The 16,812-nt window shown below is 66.7% G+C and carries 17 protein-coding genes; all 17 read right to left on the bottom strand.

The annotated features are described in order from the left end of the window. Nucleotides 1-163 precede the first annotated feature (163 nt). Nucleotides 164-1,609, bottom strand: a complete 1,446-nt coding sequence (gene flhF, locus VFG49_RS15510) for a flagellar biosynthesis protein FlhF (RefSeq protein WP_324862109.1) — start codon at nt 1,607-1,609, stop codon at nt 164-166. A gap of 132 nt (nt 1,610-1,741) precedes the next feature. Further along, complete coding sequence (gene flhA / locus VFG49_RS15505) at nt 1,742-3,832, bottom strand: flagellar biosynthesis protein FlhA (protein WP_324862107.1); 2,091 nt, start codon at nt 3,830-3,832, stop codon at nt 1,742-1,744. 11 nt (nt 3,833-3,843) lie between these two features. Next, a complete protein-coding gene (gene flhB, locus VFG49_RS15500; RefSeq protein WP_324862105.1) occupies nt 3,844-4,980 on the bottom strand; it encodes a flagellar biosynthesis protein FlhB in 1,137 nt (378 codons plus the stop codon). A 10-nt stretch (nt 4,981-4,990) separates the two neighbouring features. After that, nucleotides 4,991-5,758 (bottom strand): flagellar biosynthetic protein FliR, encoded by a 768-nt coding sequence (gene fliR, locus VFG49_RS15495; RefSeq protein WP_324862103.1) that lies wholly within the window; start codon nt 5,756-5,758, stop codon nt 4,991-4,993. Next, entirely contained in the window at nt 5,755-6,024 is a 270-nt protein-coding gene (fliQ, locus tag VFG49_RS15490; RefSeq protein ID WP_111981293.1) for a flagellar biosynthesis protein FliQ, read from the bottom strand. The genes fliR and fliQ overlap by 4 nt, the downstream gene beginning before the upstream one ends. 199 nt (nt 6,025-6,223) lie before the next feature. Continuing rightward, nucleotides 6,224-7,018 carry a flagellar type III secretion system pore protein FliP gene (gene fliP, locus VFG49_RS15485; RefSeq protein WP_324862100.1) on the bottom strand — a complete coding sequence of 265 codons (795 nt, stop codon included), beginning with the start codon at nt 7,016-7,018 and terminating at the stop codon, nt 6,224-6,226. Continuing rightward, entirely contained in the window at nt 7,015-7,383 is a 369-nt protein-coding gene (gene fliO, locus VFG49_RS15480; RefSeq protein WP_324862098.1) for a flagellar biosynthetic protein FliO, read from the bottom strand. The genes fliP and fliO overlap by 4 nt, the downstream gene beginning before the upstream one ends. A 5-nt stretch (nt 7,384-7,388) precedes the next feature. After that, entirely contained in the window at nt 7,389-7,727 is a 339-nt protein-coding gene (gene fliN, locus VFG49_RS15475; RefSeq protein WP_324862096.1) for a flagellar motor switch protein FliN, read from the bottom strand. Then, entirely contained in the window at nt 7,724-8,746 is a 1,023-nt protein-coding gene (fliM, locus tag VFG49_RS15470) for a flagellar motor switch protein FliM (RefSeq protein ID WP_324862118.1), read from the bottom strand. Before fliM ends, fliN begins: the two co-directional genes overlap by 4 nt. A 6-nt stretch (nt 8,747-8,752) precedes the next feature. After that, nucleotides 8,753-9,256 (bottom strand): flagellar basal body-associated FliL family protein, encoded by a 504-nt coding sequence (locus tag VFG49_RS15465; RefSeq protein WP_324862094.1) that lies wholly within the window; start codon nt 9,254-9,256, stop codon nt 8,753-8,755. A 722-nt stretch (nt 9,257-9,978) separates the two neighbouring features. Further along, nucleotides 9,979-11,118 (bottom strand): flagellar hook-length control protein FliK, encoded by a 1,140-nt coding sequence (locus VFG49_RS15460; RefSeq protein WP_324862091.1) that lies wholly within the window; start codon nt 11,116-11,118, stop codon nt 9,979-9,981. A gap of 25 nt (nt 11,119-11,143) precedes the next feature. Continuing rightward, nucleotides 11,144-11,581: a flagellar export protein FliJ gene (fliJ, locus tag VFG49_RS15455; RefSeq protein WP_324862089.1), complete on the bottom strand. Its 438-nt coding sequence runs from the start codon at nt 11,579-11,581 to the stop codon at nt 11,144-11,146. Next, entirely contained in the window at nt 11,578-12,909 is a 1,332-nt protein-coding gene (fliI, locus tag VFG49_RS15450; protein WP_414649151.1) for a flagellar protein export ATPase FliI, read from the bottom strand. The genes fliJ and fliI overlap by 4 nt, the downstream gene beginning before the upstream one ends. A gap of 29 nt (nt 12,910-12,938) precedes the next feature. Continuing rightward, nucleotides 12,939-13,589, bottom strand: coding sequence for a flagellar assembly protein FliH (locus tag VFG49_RS15445; RefSeq protein WP_324862087.1), 651 nt, complete (start codon nt 13,587-13,589; stop codon nt 12,939-12,941). Further along, the gene (gene fliG, locus VFG49_RS15440) at nt 13,586-14,578 is read right to left on the bottom strand and encodes a flagellar motor switch protein FliG (protein ID WP_324862114.1); all 993 of its coding nucleotides are present in this window, start codon (nt 14,576-14,578) and stop codon (nt 13,586-13,588) included. The genes VFG49_RS15445 and fliG overlap by 4 nt, the downstream gene beginning before the upstream one ends. Nucleotides 14,579-14,728: 150 nt before the next feature. Beyond that, complete coding sequence (gene fliF, locus VFG49_RS15435; protein WP_324862085.1) at nt 14,729-16,435, bottom strand: flagellar basal-body MS-ring/collar protein FliF; 1,707 nt, start codon at nt 16,433-16,435, stop codon at nt 14,729-14,731. Nucleotides 16,436-16,464: 29 nt separating this feature from the next. After that, complete coding sequence (gene fliE / locus VFG49_RS15430) at nt 16,465-16,788, bottom strand: flagellar hook-basal body complex protein FliE (RefSeq protein WP_324862083.1); 324 nt, start codon at nt 16,786-16,788, stop codon at nt 16,465-16,467. Between the last annotated feature and the right edge of the window lie 24 nt (nt 16,789-16,812).

The following is a 16,812-nucleotide window of genomic DNA, read 5'->3' as shown; positions in this document are numbered from 1 at the left end:
CCCTTGCCGCCCGCCACCGCGATGGCGCGACAACGCTTGCGCGCCGGTGGCGGCGTGGCCAGGCCAAAGGCCTGGTCGTGCGATGCCGGCTGCTTGCCATGCCGCTCCGCCAGGGCGCGCAGCATGCCTTCCAGACCTATCGCCTGATTCATTGCGAATGCACTCATGCGTTTGCCACCGCAAGTCCAAAACGTTCCGCCATCACATCGTCGTCCGCGGTTGCGGCGGCGTGGCCCTTGAGCGCCTGCGCGGCACGGCACACCAGCACTCGCGCGTCGGCGGCGGCGATGTCCTCGGGCACGCGCTGGCCGTCGGTGGTGTAGTCGAGCGCAAGCCGGTGGCGGATGAGCACCGACAGCGCGCCGCCGAGGTTGGGAGCCTCGTCGAGCTTGGTGAGGATGCAGGCGTGCGGCCGCAGCGGCAGGTAAGCGCGCACGGCCTCATCCAGCGAAGGCGCCTGCGCATTGGCGGCCAGCACCAGGCATGCGCGCAGGTCGCCGCCGTTGGAGAGCACGTCCAGCTGCTGCGCCAGGCGCGGATCGCCACCAGCCACGCCGGCGGTGTCGACCAGCACGGTATGGCAGCCGCGCAGCAGGCCCAGCACCTGGCGCAGGCTGTCGGCGTCGTACGCGGGATACACGCGCACGCCGAGCAGGCGGCCGTAATGCTCCAGCTGCGCCGCGGCACCGATGCGGTAGTGATCGGTGCTGACCAGCGCGACGTGGTTGGCGCCATGGCGCATCACCGATCGCGCGGCGAGCTTGGCAATGGTGGTGGTCTTGCCCACACCGGTGGGACCAACCAGCGCGGTGACGCCGGCGCGCTCGGATTGATCCCGGCGGCTGATCTGCAGGCTGCGGCTCAGCATGCCCAGCGGCAGGTAGCGTGCCTGCTCGGCGTTGAGGTTGGGCGGGAGGTCGTCCACCAGCTGGCGGGCGACATCCGATTCGATACCCAGGCGCGTCATCTCGCGCAGCACGCGGGCGCGCATCGGCTGCCGGCGCTCCATGTCGTTCCAGATCAGGCTGGACAGCTGCGTCTCCAGCAGGTCGCGCAGGCTGCCGAGTTCGGCACGCACGCGTGCGGTGTCCTGCACGGCACGCTCAAGCAACGGATGGATCGGTGCGGAAGGATCGAGCGTCGCGACGGGCGCGGTGGCTTCCATCGGTGCGATCGGCGCCACGGCAGGCGCGGCCTGCTGCACCACCGGCTCGACAGCGCGCGGCGGCGCCGTGCGCAGCGATGGCGCCGACTCGGCCGGCAGCGGCGTCATCGGTTGGCGGGCACGTGACAGCGACACCGTCACGCCGTCGTCGTGATGACGGCTGGCCGTCGGCAGCGGCGGCGGAGTGACGTCGCCGCGACAGATCGCCGCCGGCTTCGTGTCGGCCGGCGCCGCCTGTGCGGGCGTGTGCGCCTCCACCTGCAGTGGCGCGCCATGGCGTGCGGCCTCGCGCACCAGCGCCTCGTCGAAATCGACGGCGGCGATGATCTCGATGCCTTCGTCCATGCGACGCGTGGAAAGGATCACCGCATCCGGGCCCTGCTCCTCGCGCACTTCACGCATGGCCTGGCGCATGTCGGCGGCCACGAAACGTTTGATCTTCATGCGTTGAAACTCCGGGAGCGCGCGGCAGAGGCGGCTTGCAACGTGGCGTTTGCACGACGGCGGAATCCGCCCGTCGATGCGTTTGCGCTACCCATTTGCCAGCCTCGCTTGGTCATCGCTCTGTCCCTTGTCCTATCGGCCCAGCGCCTGCACCAGCCGCACACGGCGGTTGTCAGGCACCTCGTTGTAAGCCAGTACGTGCAGGTTCTGTGCCACGTGGCGAGTGAAGCGCGCGAGCCACGGACGAAGCTGCGGCGCGACCAGCAACACGGCCGGTTCGCCGCTCATTTCCTGCTTGCGGGAAGCCTCGGCAACGCCCTGTTGCAAGCGGTCGGCAAGGCCCGGTTCCACCGCCGCGCCCGCCACACCGCCGTTTGCGAGCGATCCCAGCAGGATCTGCTCCAGTTCCGGCGCCAGCGTGATGACGGGGATTTCGGTGCCCAGGCCGGTGATCTCCTGCACGATCTGTCGTCCCAGCGCCACGCGCACGGCGGCGGTGAGCGCGCCGGGATCCTGACTCTGGCCCGCGTGCTCCGCCAAGGATTCGACGATGGAGCGCATGTTGCGGATCGGCACCCGCTCGGCCAGCAGGTTCTGCATCACCTTCACCACCACGCCCAGCGACAGGCGCTTGGGCACTAGGTCTTCCACCAGCTTGGGCGTGGTCTGCGCCAGGCGGTCCAGCAGCTGCTGCACGTCCTGGTGGCCCAGCAATTCGTGCGCGTGGCTCTGCAGGATGTGCGAGAGATGCGTGGCGATGACCGTCGCCGGATCGACCACCGTGTAACCGAGGCTTTGCGCGGTTTCGCGCTGCACCGGCTCGATCCACATCGCTTCCAGGCCGAACGCCGGATCGCGCGTGGGGATGCCCATCAAGCCATCCTGCACGCGTCCCGGATTGATCGCCATCAGGCGGTCGTTGTGCACCTCGGCCTCGCCCATCGGCACGCCCATCAGGGTGATGCGATAGGTGTTGGGGCCAAGATCGAGGTTGTCGCGGATGTGCACCGGCGGCACCAGGAAACCCAGCTCCTGCGAAAGCTTGCGGCGCACCGACTTGATGCGTCCCATCAGCTCGCCGCCCTGGTGGTGATCCACCAGCGGAATCAGGCGATAACCCACTTCCAGGCCCAGCGGATCGACGCTGGCCACGTCTTCCCAGCCCAGCTCGATGCGCTCGGCCGGTGCGGCCGGCGGCGGCGTTTCGGCCGCAAGTTTGGCCACACGCTCCTTCGCCTCGCGCTCGCGCTTGATCATCAGGTACGCCGCGCCGCCGCAGGAGCCGCCCAACAGCAGGAAGGCGATGTTCGGCATGCCGGGGATCACGCCCATCACGCCCAGCACCACGCCGGCCACGGCGAGTGCGCGCGGCTGGCCGAACACCTGGCCGATCAGCTGTTTGCCCATGTCCTGCGATTTGGATACGCGCGTGACGATCACTGCGGTGGCGATCGACAGCATCAGCGACGGCACCTGCGCCACCAGGCCGTCACCGATGGTCAGCAGCGTGTAGGTTTTGGCGGCCTCGCCGGCGGAAAGGCCGTGCTGCATCACACCGACGAAAAAGCCGCCCACAATGTTGATGATGAGGATCAGGATGCCGGCCGTGGCGTCGCCGCGCACGAACTTGGACGCACCATCCATCGAGCCGTAGAAGTCCGCTTCCTCGCGCACTTCCTGGCGACGATCGCGCGCCTGTTCCTGATTGAGCAGACCGGCGTTGAGGTCAGCGTCGATAGCCATCTGCTTGCCGGGCATCGCGTCGAGGGTGAAGCGCGCGGTCACTTCGGACACGCGCGTGGCGCCCTTGGTCACCACCACGAAGTTGATGATGGTGAGGATGGCAAACACCACCAGGCCCACCGCGAAGTTGCCGCCGATGACGAATTCGCCGAACGCCTCGATCACCTTGCCCGCTGCGCCAGGGCCATCGTGGCCGTGCAGCAGCACCACGCGGGTGGAGGCGATGTTGAGCGCCAGTCGCAGCAGCGTGGCCATCAGCACCACCGTGGGGAACGCAGCGAATTCCAGCGGCCGCATCACATAGATCACCGCCAGCAGGATCACCAGCGACAACGCGATGTTGAAGCTGAAGAGCATGTCCAGGATGAAGGGCGGCAGCGGCAGCATCATCATGCCGAGCATGGCGAGCATGATGATCGGCGCGCCGATACCTCGGCGTCCCAGAGATTTCAGGCTATCGATGGCGGTAGCGGTGGCCATGCGTGTTTCCGTCAGAACTTGTAGGGACCCATCAGGTCCGGATCGATATCGGGTTGCGGCGTCTTCGGCGGCTGTTCACCACGCGCGACGGCCTGCTTGAGCTGGAACACATACGCGAGCACCTGCGCCACGGCGACGTACAGCGTCGCGGGAATCTCGCGATCCATCTGGGTGGTGGCATACAAGGCGCGTGCCAGCGGCGGCGCTTCCACCGTGGGAATGCGATGGCTGCTGGCGACGAGGCGGATCTGCAGCGCCAGTTCGTCCAGGCCCTTGGCGATCACGCGCGGGGCGCCCATGCGGCCTTCGTCGTAACGCAGCGCAATGGCGAAATGCGTGGGATTGGTGATCACCACGTCGGCCTTCGGCAGCTCCTGCATCATGCGCTTGCGCGCCATCTGGTACTGCATCTGCCGCACGCGGCCCTTGAGCTCGGGGTTGCCTTCGCTCTCCTTCGCCTCGTCCTTCAGTTCCTGGCGCGTCATGCGCAGGCGCTTGCTGTGGTCGAACTTCTGATACAGCGCATCGGCGCCACCGATCAGCGCGAGCACCGAGCCGAACAGCAGGGCGCCGTGCCCAAGCAGGCTCATCGCCTTGAACATGCCTGCCACCACGTCGCCGTGGCCGGTGGACATCAGGTCGGTCTGCCAGTTCTTGAGCACCAGCACCAACACGGCGCCGATCAGCAGCAGCTTCAGCAGCGATTTGCCCAGTTCAACCAGGCCGCGCATCGCGAAGATGCGGCCCAGCCCTTCGATCGGATTGAGGCGCTCGAACTTCGGCTGCAGCGCCTCCCCGCTGAAGTTGAGGCCGCCCAGCAGCACCGGCGCGGCCAGCGAGGCCAGCACCGTTGCCATCGCCACGGGCGCAAACAAGGCGAACGCCTCGTGCATGGCCATGCCGAGCACGCGCGACGGCAACGCATCGCTGAACAATGCGTCGCGCCCGTAACTGAGGCCAAGGCCGTAGATACGGCGTACATGTTCGACCGAGTGTTCGCCGCTGCTCATGAGCGCGGAGACGCCGGCCAGCACCACCACGGCACCGGACAGATCGCGTGATCGGGGAACGTCGCCCTTCTCCCGCGCTTCGCGCAGGCGCTTTTCTGAAGGTTGTTCGGTGCGGTCTTCGTTTTCCTGCTCGGCCACGGTGCGCTCCTCAACCGCCGACCAGTTCGTGCATCAGCGACCAGGCGCTGTTCTGCAGCGAATCGAACGCGCCCGGCACGCTGCGCAACGACAGCCACAGCGCCACGAAACCCAGCGTCACCGTGATGGGGAAACCCACCGCGAAAAGATTCATCGAAGGCGCCGCGCGGCTGATCGCGGCAAAGCCGATGTTGACCATCAGCAGCGACGTCATTGCCGGCAATGCCACGCGCACCGCGCCACCAAACAGGTGCACGCCGAACGCCACCACCGCGTGCAGGCCATTCGCATCGATGGCGGACTGGCCCGGCGGAAGGCTATGGAAACTGTCGGCCAGCAATGCGATCAAGTGCAGATGGCCGTCCATCGCCAGGAACAGCAAGGTCACCGTCAGCAGATAGAACTGGCTGAGCACGGGCGAACTGCCGCCGCCGCGCGGGTCCACCGTTTCGGCAAAGCCCAGGCTCATGCTCTGCCCCACCAGCTGTCCGCCCAGCGAAACCGCCTCGAAGATCAGCTTGAGCACGAAGCCCACCGCGGCGCCGATCAGGATCTGGCTGACCATGGTGGCCACGCCATCGGCCGACATCAGGTCGATGCTGGTGGGCGCGAGCGGCGCCAGCACGAACGCCAGGATCAGCATCACCGAGAGTCGGATGCGCTGCGGCACCACCTTGTCGCCAAACACCGGAGCCACCAGGCACAAACCGCCGACGCGGCCCATGGACCACAGCAACGAACCCAGCAGATGCTGGATGTCGGCGAGGTCGACGTTCACTTCACTGCACCGGGCAGGCTTTCGATCAACTGGCGTGTGAACTGCACCAACGTGCGCAGCATCCACGGACCCGCGATCAGCGCGACCGCCGCCATGGCGATGACCTTGGGGATGAAGCTCAAGGTCATTTCGTTGATCTGCGTGGCGGCCTGCACCACGCCGATGATCAGGCCCACCAGCAAAGCGGTAAGCAGCAGCGGCGCGGCGACCATCATGGCCACGTAGAGCGCGTGCTGGCCGAATTCGATGACGGATTCAGGGGTCATGGCGCACCTCCGCTCTGCTCCCTCGCCCCTTTGGGGAGAGGGTTGGGGTGAGGGGCCGGGGCTTGCGAGGGAGCTCGTTGTCTTCGCTGTGGCGCTTGAAATGAAACCCCACCGCGAGCACCCGCCCCTTTAACACCTTGAGGTGGCTCACTCCAACCTTCTCCCCGGAGGGGAGAGGGAGAAAGTCGCGTCGCGCCACTCACGAGTAAAAACTCCCGGCCAGCGTACCCAGCAACAAGGTCCACCCATCCACCAGCACGAACAGCATGATCTTGAACGGCAGCGAGATGATCGTGGGCGACACCATCATCATGCCCATCGACATCAGCACGCTGGCCACCACCAGGTCGATGATCAGGAACGGGATGAACAGCAGAAAGCCCATCTGGAAGGCCGTCTTCAGCTCGCTGGTGACGAATGCGGGCATCGCCACGCGGAACGGAACATCGTCCTTGCTTGCATAGGGCTTTTCGTTGGCCAGATGCGTGAAGAGCTGCAGATCGGCATCGCGCGTCTGGTCCAGCATGAAATGCTTGAACGGAGCGGCCGCGGCCGGAATCGCCAGCTCGGCACTCATCTGTCCGTCCATGTACGGCTTCACGCCATCGTTGTACGCATGCGTCAGCACGGGCGACATCACGAACAGCGTGAGGAACAGCGACAGGCCCAGCAGGATCTGGTTCGACGGGGTGGACTGCGTGCCCAACGCCTGTCGCAGAAAGCCAAGCACGATGATGATGCGCGTGAACGAGGTCATCATCAGCAGCACGGCTGGCAACAGCGTCAGCACCGTCATCAGTGCCAGCACCTGCAATGACAGTGTCCAGTTCTGCGCGCCACCCGGCGCGTTCTGCACGGTCAGCACGGGAATGCCGGCGGGCGATGCGGGCATGGTCGGCATGGCCGGCATCACGGGTGCGGCCGGCGCAGCCCAGGCAAGCATCGGCACCAGCAGCAGGGCCAGCAGGAGAATCCAGCGACGGTATTTCTTCATGGCGTGCGCTTCCAACGGGCCAGCACGTCGCCAAAGCCCGGCATCGGCGGCGCGGGGCTTTCTTCAGGCGCGACACCTTCATACACATGCAGCGTGCGCATGCCGCCCTGGCCCACGCCCACCAGCAGGCGCTTGCCGTCGGCGTCGATCAGCATGAGGCGATCGCGCGCGCCCACCGCCATGGTTTCCACGCAGCGCAGGCGACGACCGCCGGGTGACGTGCGTGCCTGCAGGCGGCGGCTCAGCCAGCCGGCGGCAAAGATCATCGCGACGATGCCAAGCAGGCTCAGCACGACGCGCACCAGTTCGCCGCCGGTATTGAGTTCCGGCGCCGCGGCGACCGGCAGGGCCAGGGCGAGAAACATGCCGATCACCGCAGCTTGCGCACGCGTTCGGCCGGACTGATCACGTCGGTGAGACGGATGCCGAAGCGGTCATTGATCACCACCACTTCGCCGTGCGCCACCAGGGTGCCGTTGACGAAAACATCCAGCGGTTCGCCAGCGGAACGGTCCAGCTCCACCACCGACCCCTGGTTGAGCTGCAGCAGGTTGCGGATGCTGATGCGCGTGCGGCCCACTTCCATCGCCAGCGTCACGGGCACGTCAAGGATCATATCCAGGTTGACGTCGGCGCCTTCAGCGGCCGGCGCGGTGAGCGGATCGAATTCGACGCGATGGGCGCCGGCTGCGTCTGGGTTCGGGATCATGCGGGGATCTTCTCCGTGACAGGGTCGGTTGACAGGCGCATTTCGCGGCGACCGGTCGGGGTGTGGAATCGAATGGCGGTGCGGCCGTTGGCCTGGCCGTAGCGACCGCGGAACACCGGCACGTCTTCGGCGAAGACGGTGCACAGTTCCGGCAGCTGGATGGGCAACACGTCGCCCGGGCGGAGCTGCAGGAAGTCGCCGATGCTCAGTCGCGTTTCCAGCAGCAGAGAGCTGAGCTCCACTTCCGCATCGAGCACTTCGTCCTGCAGGGTTTCGGCCCAGCGATCGTCGCGATCGACGCGGTCGCTCTGCACGCCCGCGTCGAGCAGCGTGCGGATCGGCTCAACCATCGCGTAGGGCAGCGTGAGGTGGACTTCGCCGCCACCGCCGTCGAGCTCGACGTGGAAGCGCGACACCACCACTGTCTCGGTAGGACTGACGATGTTGGCGAACTGCGGATTGATCTCCGAGTTCAGGTATTCGAAGTTAAGCCCCAGCACCGGCTGCCAGGCCTCGCTCATCGCGCCGAACAGTTCGGTGAGCATGATCTGGATGACTCGATTCTCCGTCGCGGTGAAATCGCGACCTTCGATGCGTGCATGGAAACGGCCATCGCCACCGAAGAAATTGTCGATCACGGTGAACACCAGGCGCGGCTCCATCACCACCAATGCGGTGCCGCGCAGCGGCTTGATGCGCACCAGGTTGAGGTTGCTGGGCACGGCCAGCGAATGCACGTACTCGGCGAACTTCACCATCTTCACGCCGAGCACCGACACTTCGCAGGTCTTGCGCAGCACGCCGAAGATGGCGGTGCGGAAGAAGCGCGCGAAGCGATCGTTGACCATTTCGAGCGTGGGCAGGCGACCGCGCACGATGCGGTCCTGCTGGGTGAAGTCGTACGAAATCACTGCATCGCGCGGCAGCGGCTCGTCGTTGCCCGTCTCGACGGCGCCGCCTTCCACGCCGTCGAGCAGGGCGTCGATTTCTTCCTGTGAAAGCAGGTCGCTCATGGCCAGGCTCCGTTACTGCATGACGAAGCTGGTGAAATAAAGCGCTTCCACGCCCGGACGGCCCAGGCGGTCCTGGACGATCTTGCGCACGGCGGCCAGCGCCTGCGCCTGCAGCTTTTGCTTGCCGGCGGCATCGCTGAGGATGGTGTAGTCCTGGCTGGAGAACAGCATCACCAGCGCGTTGCGGATCACCGGCTCCGCTTCCTTGGCCGAAGCAAGCGCGGCGGCGTCATGCGACATCAGGCTCACGCCCACCTGCAGGAAACGCATCGACTGGTCGTCCTTGAAGTTGACGACGAACGGCGGATCCATGGCCAGGTATTGCTCCTGCTTGGACAGCAGCACCTTGGGTTCTTCCTGAACACCGGCGTTGTGCGCACCGCGCGGCCCCAGCAGCAGGAAGCCGCATGCGCCGCCAAGGCCCAGCAGCGCCACGCCCATGACCAGCACCACCTTGGAAAAACCCTTCCTGGCCGGAGTGCCCACCGATTCCGTTGTCTGTTCGTTCTGCGCCATGCCTGTTCCTGCGGTCTCGAATGCCTTGGCGACTCGTGCTGAGCGCCACATGAGCAACAGGTAGCAAACGCCATGCCATCGGCGCAGAACGTTGTGGCGACTGGGTTTGCGAGGAATATGCGAAGGGCAGCGGCGCTTTCTTGACGCGTGTCGGAAGCCGGGCGCGTCGCCCGCATGGCGGCCGTCGGAAGGCCGACACCGGGTGATGGGCTTGGCGAAGTGTCACCCAGTGGACCAGCCCAATATCGCCGTTGCAGGAGCGCACCCAGTGCGCGATCGCAGCCTGTCCGTTGAACTCAGTATCGGGCTCTCGCGGAACCAAACGAGCAGCGACAACCGTGCGGTGTCATGCACCCATGCGCCGCGGTCGCTCACAGGGTGCGCTCCCACAAGGGAGAAGTTGTTGCCGCGCTTATCGCGATGAGGTTGGCCACCGAGACATCCGTCGGTCCCGGGACAAGCCCTGCCCAGCTGTTGTGGGAGCGCACCCTGTGCGCGACCGCAGCCTGTACGTTGAACTCAGTATCGATTCATCGCGAGGCCGACGAGGTTAGCGACAACCGCGCAATGTGGTGTACCCATACGCTGCGTTCGCGCACAGGGTGCGCTCCTACGACGGCGGGACTCCCCCGTAGGAGCGCACCCTGTGCGCGACCGCGGACTTCCCGGATTCCTCGACCTGCGGTCTTCGCGCATGAAAACCCGCGATACCCAAAGGACCCTCAGGCAAACATATCGAGCAATCCGACCGCCTTCACCACCGGCGCAACCACCGATGCGATGCCGCCCTGCTCGTTCGACACTTCTTCGCCCGACGCGGATCCGGTCGACGAACCGGAACCCTGGCTGCTTTCGTTGCCACGACCACCCTGCCCCACTTCGGCGTGTCCCAACGACAGGCCGTGGTGCGCCAGCAAGGTGTCGAGCTGGCCCAAGGTCTGCTGCACGGCGTGAACCGCCTGCGGATGCTGGGCGATGAAGCTCACGTCGACGTGGTCCTGCTTGACGCTGACCTTCACATCGAGTTGACCGAGATCTTCCGGATGCAGGCGGATACGTGCCTGCTTGATGTCCTGCCCGCCCAGCCAGGCCACCTGCTGCCCCAGCTCCTGCGCGAATGCGGGCGTGCCGACGGTGGACTGCATGGTGAGCGCGTGCGGTGCGGCGGGCTGCGTTGCCGCGGGCTGCTGCATGGCCAGGGGGTTGCCGGCCAGCGAACGCAGCGCATCGAGCGGATCGCTGTGATCGTTGGCATCGGCCGATGTCGTGGCCTGCGTGGCCGACATGGCCTTGCCCATCGCAGCCATGGCATGGGTGAAGCTTGTGTCGGTATCGGTGTCGTCGCCCGCCGCGGCCAGCGCGTTGTCATCCGCGTCGCCCATGCCTTTGCTGTCGAGCATCTCGTCGCCATCGGCTGGCAGTCCCGGTGAAGTCACGCCCTGCGCCGGCAGGCCGGCGGTCAGCGTGGCGGCGATGGCAGCGGCGCCACTGGTCGTGGCATCGGCTGCCGCCGGAGGCGCGGGCGCCGCCTGCGCAGGAATGCTCTGGCCGAGCAATGCAAGCATGGCGCTGGCGGCATCGGGGTTGGCACTGCTCGTTGGCGCATCGTCATGGTCGGGCTGATCGTGCGTGTCGCCCGCGCTCGCCGGGCGATGCGCAGTCTTCGCGGTTTTGTCATCGCCGCTGTCGCGTTGCGCTGGCGCCTGCGCGGTTTGCTGCTGTTGCTGGCGCGCGTGCTGCAGCGGCTTGCGGAAGTCCGAACGCGGTTGCGCGCGGCTGGCCGCATCGGCGACGTTCGCGGCCGCGGTGGGTGCGTTCGCCGCGGCCGGGGTGTTCGCGGCAAGGAGTGCGGTCGGCGTCATGGTGTCATCTCCAGCGGAAGGCACGTCATCGGCGGGGGTCCCATGCCGGACGGCGGTGTTGCATGCGTTCGTCGATCTCGGCCTGCTCGCGGCGCTCCTCGATTTTGCGTTCCTGGTCGCGATAGCGATCGATCACGCTGCCCAGCGCCTGCTCGCGCGCATGCGCGTCGCGCCACTGGCCTCGCACCTGCTCGAGCATGCGCTGCTGGCGGGCCACTTCGTTGATCTGCTGCCCGATCACCTGGTCGATGCGCTCGACGAACTGGCGACGGTTGAGCAAGGCACTCACCGTCACGCCATTGGCAGGCTGCGCATATTCCTCGCGATAACGGCGCAGTTCCGTCAGTTGCGCCTCGGCTTTCGCCAGCTTCTGCTGCTGCTCGGCGAGCCGCTGCATGGCCGTCTCCTGGCGCTCGTGTGCCAGGTCGACAGCGGGCTGCAGCTGGCTCGCGCGCGACTTCACGGCGAGCCCGCGGCGGTGAGCTGTTCAAGCGAGCCGATGGCATCGCGCAACGACATGGGCGCATCCACCTCCTGCTGCAGGAAGTCGCGCAGCCGGGGCCACATGGCGATGGCGTGGTCCACCTGCGGATCGGAACCCTTCTGGTACGCGCCCACTGCGATCAGGTCGCGCTGCTGGCGATAGGCCGAATACACCTGACGGAACCGCTGCGCCGCGCGCATGTGCTCGCGCGTGACCACGGCGGGCATGACGCGGCTGATCGAAGCTTCGATGTCGATGGCCGGATAGTGGCCCGCTTCGGCCAGGTCGCGCGACAACACGATATGGCCATCCAGAATGGCGCGCGCCGCATCGGCAATGGGGTCGTGGCGATAGTCATCGCCTTCGGCCAGCACGGTGTAGAACGCGGTGATGGAGCCGCGCCCTTCGGCATCGTTGCCGGCGCGTTCCACCAACGCCGGCAGCATGGCGAACACCGACGGCGGAAAACCCTTGGTGGCCGGCGGCTCGCCGATGGCCAGCGCGATTTCGCGCTGCGCCTGCGCGTAACGGGTGATGGAGTCCATCAGCAACAACACGCGCTGGCCGCGATCGCGGAACCATTCGGCGATCGCGGTGGCGTACTGTGCGCCGCGCAGGCGCTTGAGCGGCGGCGCATCAGCCGGCGCAGCAACGATCACCGACCTGGCACGGCCTTCGGGGCCCAGCGTGTGTTCGACGAATTCCTTCACTTCGCGGCCGCGCTCGCCGATCAGGCCCACCACCACCACATCGGCGTCGGTATAGCGCGTCATCATGCCCAGCAGCGTCGACTTGCCGACGCCGGAACCGGCAAACAAGCCGATACGCTGGCCGCGGCCCACACTGAGCAAAGCATTGATGGCGCGCACGCCGGTATCCAGCGGCGTGTCGATGGGCTTGCGTGACATCGGGTTGATCGGTTCGCGCTTGAGCGACGCATGCTCGTCCGCATCAAGCGGACCGAGGCCGTCGAGCGGCACGCCATCGGCGCCCACCACGCGGCCCAGCAGCGAAGCACCCACGGGCAGGCCGCTGGTATGCGCGCAAGGGCGCACACGCGCGTTGGGCAGCACACCGTGCATCTCGCCCACCGGCATCAGCAGCAGGCGTTCGTCGGCGAAGCCCACCACTTCGGTATCCAGTTCATTGCCATCGGCGGTAGTGACCATGCAGCGCGCGCCCAGCGGCGCCTCGCAGCCCTCGGCCTCGAGCGTGAGCCCCACCACCCGGCGCAGCCGGCCTTCCACGGTAAGCGTATGCGCGCCGAGCGCACGCTGGCGGCGGCGCGACAGGCGCTCCTGCCACAGCGACGCACGTGAAGGGTCGGCGGCGAAATTCACCCGCGCACCTCATCGGCGTCGCCATCCATGTCTTCCGCTTCGGCGCCCAGCACGGCATCGACGATGGCGGCCATGCGCGTTTCCACGCGCGCGTCCAGACGCGAGCGCTCGGTTTCCAGCACACAGTCGCCGCGTTGCAGCGTGGTATCGACCATCAGCTGCCAGTTCGGCTCGCTGGCGTCGAGCGACCGCAGCAGTTGAAGGTCTTCCGCATGCAGGCGCACGCGAAGGCGCCCGGTCGAAGCAGGCAAGGCCAGCGCGGCCTGGCGCACTGCCTCGACCACCAGGTCGGGCGAGGTGCGCAGTTCGTGCGCGATCACCTGGCGCGCCACGGTCATGGCCAGGCGCGCCAGTTCAAGTTCCACCAGTTCATCCATGCTGCGCAGCGGCCGTGCCGCCGCGTCCAGCAAGGCATCCAGGCGTGCCACGCGCGTATTGATCAGGTCGCGTGCGGCGGCCATGCCCTCGGCATGACCTGCCGAATAGCCTTCTTCGCGCGCCTGTTGTTCCAGCGCTTCGAGCTCGCGCACGGTCGGCTGCACCACCGGCTCGGCCTGCGCCGGCTCGACGGCGCTGGGCACGCCGACTTCCGGCGGCATCCAGCGCTCGAAGGCGATCACGTTGTCGCGATTGAGGAGGCTGTTCATGCGACCAGTTCGTCACCCGTGCCGGAAAGATTGATCTGGCCCGAGTCGGCCAGCTTGCGCGCGATGCCCAGCACTTCCTTCTGCGCGGCATCGACTTCACTCAGGCGCACGGGACCGGACACTTCGAGATCGTCGCGCAGCATGTCGGCCGCGCGCTTGGACATGTTGGCGAAGATCTTTTCGCGCACGCCGGGCTCGGCGCCCTTGAGTGCCGTGACGAGGCGCGCCGTCGGCACTTCGCGCAGCAGCGTCTGCATGCTGCGGTCGTCCAGCTCGGCGAGATCCTCGAACACGAACATCAGTTCCTCGATGCGGCCGCCCAGGCCCGCGTCATGGCTGCGGATGGCCTGCATCAGCTCGTTTTCGCGGCTCGTTTCCATCGCGTTGAGGATGCTGGCCGCCGCCTTGAGTCCACCGACGCTGGCGGACTTGAGCTTCTTGGTGTTGCCCGAGAACTGGCGTTCCATGATCTCGTCCAGCTCGTTGAGCGCATGCGGCTGCACGCCGTCGAGCGTGGCAATGCGCATCACCGCGTCGCTGCGCACGCGCGGCGGCAGGTAGCCAATGACTTCGGCCGCCTGGTCGGGTTCCAGATGCGCCAGCACCAGCGCGATGATCTGCGGATGCTCCTGGCTGATCATCTCGGCGATGGCGCGGCTTTCCATCCACTTCAGCGATTCCAGGCCCTTGCTGGATCGGCCGAGCAGGATGCGGTCGATGAGGCCGCCCGCCTTGCTCTCGCCCAGCGCATTGACCAGGATCTTGCGGATGTATTCCTCGGTGCCCACGCCCAGCGACGTGTGGCGGCTCATGTCCTCGTTGAGGCGCCCGAGTACCTGCTCCACGTGTTCGCGGGACACGTTGGTAAGGCCGGCCATGGCCGTGCCCACGGCCTGCACATCGCGCGCGCTGAGGTGCTTGAGCACCTCGGCGGCGTCCTGTTCGCCCAGCGTGAGCAAGAGGATGGCCGCGCGCTGCGCGCCGCCGATGGGAGTTTCTGCCTTCATGATTCGTTCCGCCCGACGGCCTGCGTCGTATCCACCCGGTAGGCCGCGACTGCGTGCGCGGCATGTGCATGGCTTATCGGCCGCGCGAGCGGATTCCGAAGCGCCGGACGGGGAGCGCGAATGCGGGAATGCCTAGCCGCCATCTTCGCCCACCCAGCTCTTGACCACCTGCGCCACCTGCTTGGGGTTCTCGCTGACCATGCGGCGCGCGAGGCCGATGCGCTGCTCGTAGGCCATCTGCGGTGCGATGCCGTTGTTGAGGCGCGCCAGCTCGTCGCCGTCGTCCTTGTCGCCCACGCGCACGGAAATGGTCGGGATGTTGTCCTGCGCCGCCACCGCCAGGCCCTTGCCCGGCGCCGGCGAGCGCGTGAGTCCGCGCAGCAGCGGTCGCAACAAGCCGAAAGCCACCAACAGCGCGACCAGGATGCCGGCGCCCTGCTTGATCAGGTCGAGCATGCCGGGGCGTTCCCAGAACTGCATCGCCGGCTGCGTGGCGTCGCCGGTGATGTCCTGGTGGAACGGCTGGTTGATCACGCTGACGTTGTCGCCGCGCGCTTCGCTGTAGCCCACCGCATTGCGGGTAAGCGTGGTGAGGTGTTCCAGCTCCTGCGGCGTGAACGGCACGCTTTTGCTGCCACCCTTGTCGCCGGCCACGGTCTTGTTGTCCAGCACCACGGCAACGGTGAGGCGCACGAGGCGGCCCGCCGGATCACTGACGTGGCTGATGGTGCGATCGAGTTCGTAGTTGCGCGTGGCGCTGCTGGAGTTCTCGCCCGGTGCGGTGGCCTGCGCCGTGGTGGCCGTGGCGCCCTTGCCGGCGGCGCCCTTGCCGTTGTTCGGTTGTGCCGCGGTGGGCTGCGCCACGGTGTTCGGAGGCTGGTTGCTCAACGCGCCGGGAATGCCGCCATCGCTGGCGCTGCCGGTGCGCGTCTCGCTGCTGGTCTGTTCGCTACGCAGCGCAGGATGGTCGTGGCCGTAGGTTTCGGTGGCCTTCTCGGTCTCGCTGAAATCGAGGTCTGCATAGACCTGCGCGCGCACCTTGCCCGGGCCGACCAGCGGAGTAAGCAATTCTTCGATGCGCTGTGCGTAGGTGTTCTCGATGCGCGTGGCCAGGCGCAGGCGCGTGTCGCCGATGGCGCTGGCACTCCCGGCATCGGTGGTGGTGAGCAGCTGGCCTTGCTGATCGACTACCGACACCTGCTTGGGATCGAGGTTGGGCACGCTGGAGGCGACCAGATGCACGATCGCCGCCACCTGGCTCGCATCGAGCTGGCGACCCGGATACAGCGTCACCAATACCGAGGCGCTCGCTTCCTTGTTGTCGCGGATGAAGGCCGAAGGCTTGGGCAATGCCAGATGCACGCGAGCCGCACGCACCGATTGCAGGCCCGCAATGGTGCTGCCCAGGTCTGTCTCCAGCATCTGCTGGTAGCGCGTGCGTTCGGCGAGGTCGCTCATGCCGAACGGCGAATCGCTGCCCGGCACCGGCGAGGTGGCGCTGCCCTGGGGCAGCCCCTGCGACGCGAGTTTCAGGCGGATCGCTGCGAGGTCGGATGCGGGCACCATGATGGAGTTGCCATCCGCGCCCAGCGTGTACGGCGTATTGGATGCCTGCAGCGCCTGCGTGACGGCCGCGGCATCCTTCTGTTCCAGGCCCGCATACAGCAGGCCGTAGTTGGGGCCGCGCGACCACAGCACCACGGCAACACCGAGCGCGACCGCAGCGGCCACGCCCACCAGCAGCAGCAATTGCCGCGTGGCCGGCGTGCGCGCCAGTTGCTTGAGGTCCAGGCGAGAACCGGCCTTGTCGTCGGTGGTCGCGAGGGCGTTATCGGCCATGAAGAGGGCTCGTGCGCGTCAAGAGCCGGTCAGACCGGCATGTTCATGATGTTGTTGTAGGCATCGACCAGCTTGTTGCGCACCTGCGAAAGCGTGTTCAACGACAGATCGGCCTTCTGCACCGCCACCATCGTGCGACCGAGATCGGCACCGGCATCGCCGCGCTCGAAACCCGCTGCAAGGCGGCCCGCGTCGGTCTGCGCATCGGCTACCGACGCGATGGATTGCTTGAGCAGACTAGAGAAATCCGACTGCACCGGCTTGGCCGCCGTGAAGGCCTGTTCGGCCGGCTTCACTTGCGAAGACATCTGGCGCATTTGCGACAGCAGGTTATTGACGTCGATCTGGCTCATGTCGGAATTCCAACGCGTGACGGT

The organism is Dyella sp., assembly GCF_035685885.1.
Taxonomy (GTDB): domain Bacteria; phylum Pseudomonadota; class Gammaproteobacteria; order Xanthomonadales; family Rhodanobacteraceae; genus Dyella.
This window is presented reverse-complemented; position numbering and strand designations above follow the sequence as displayed.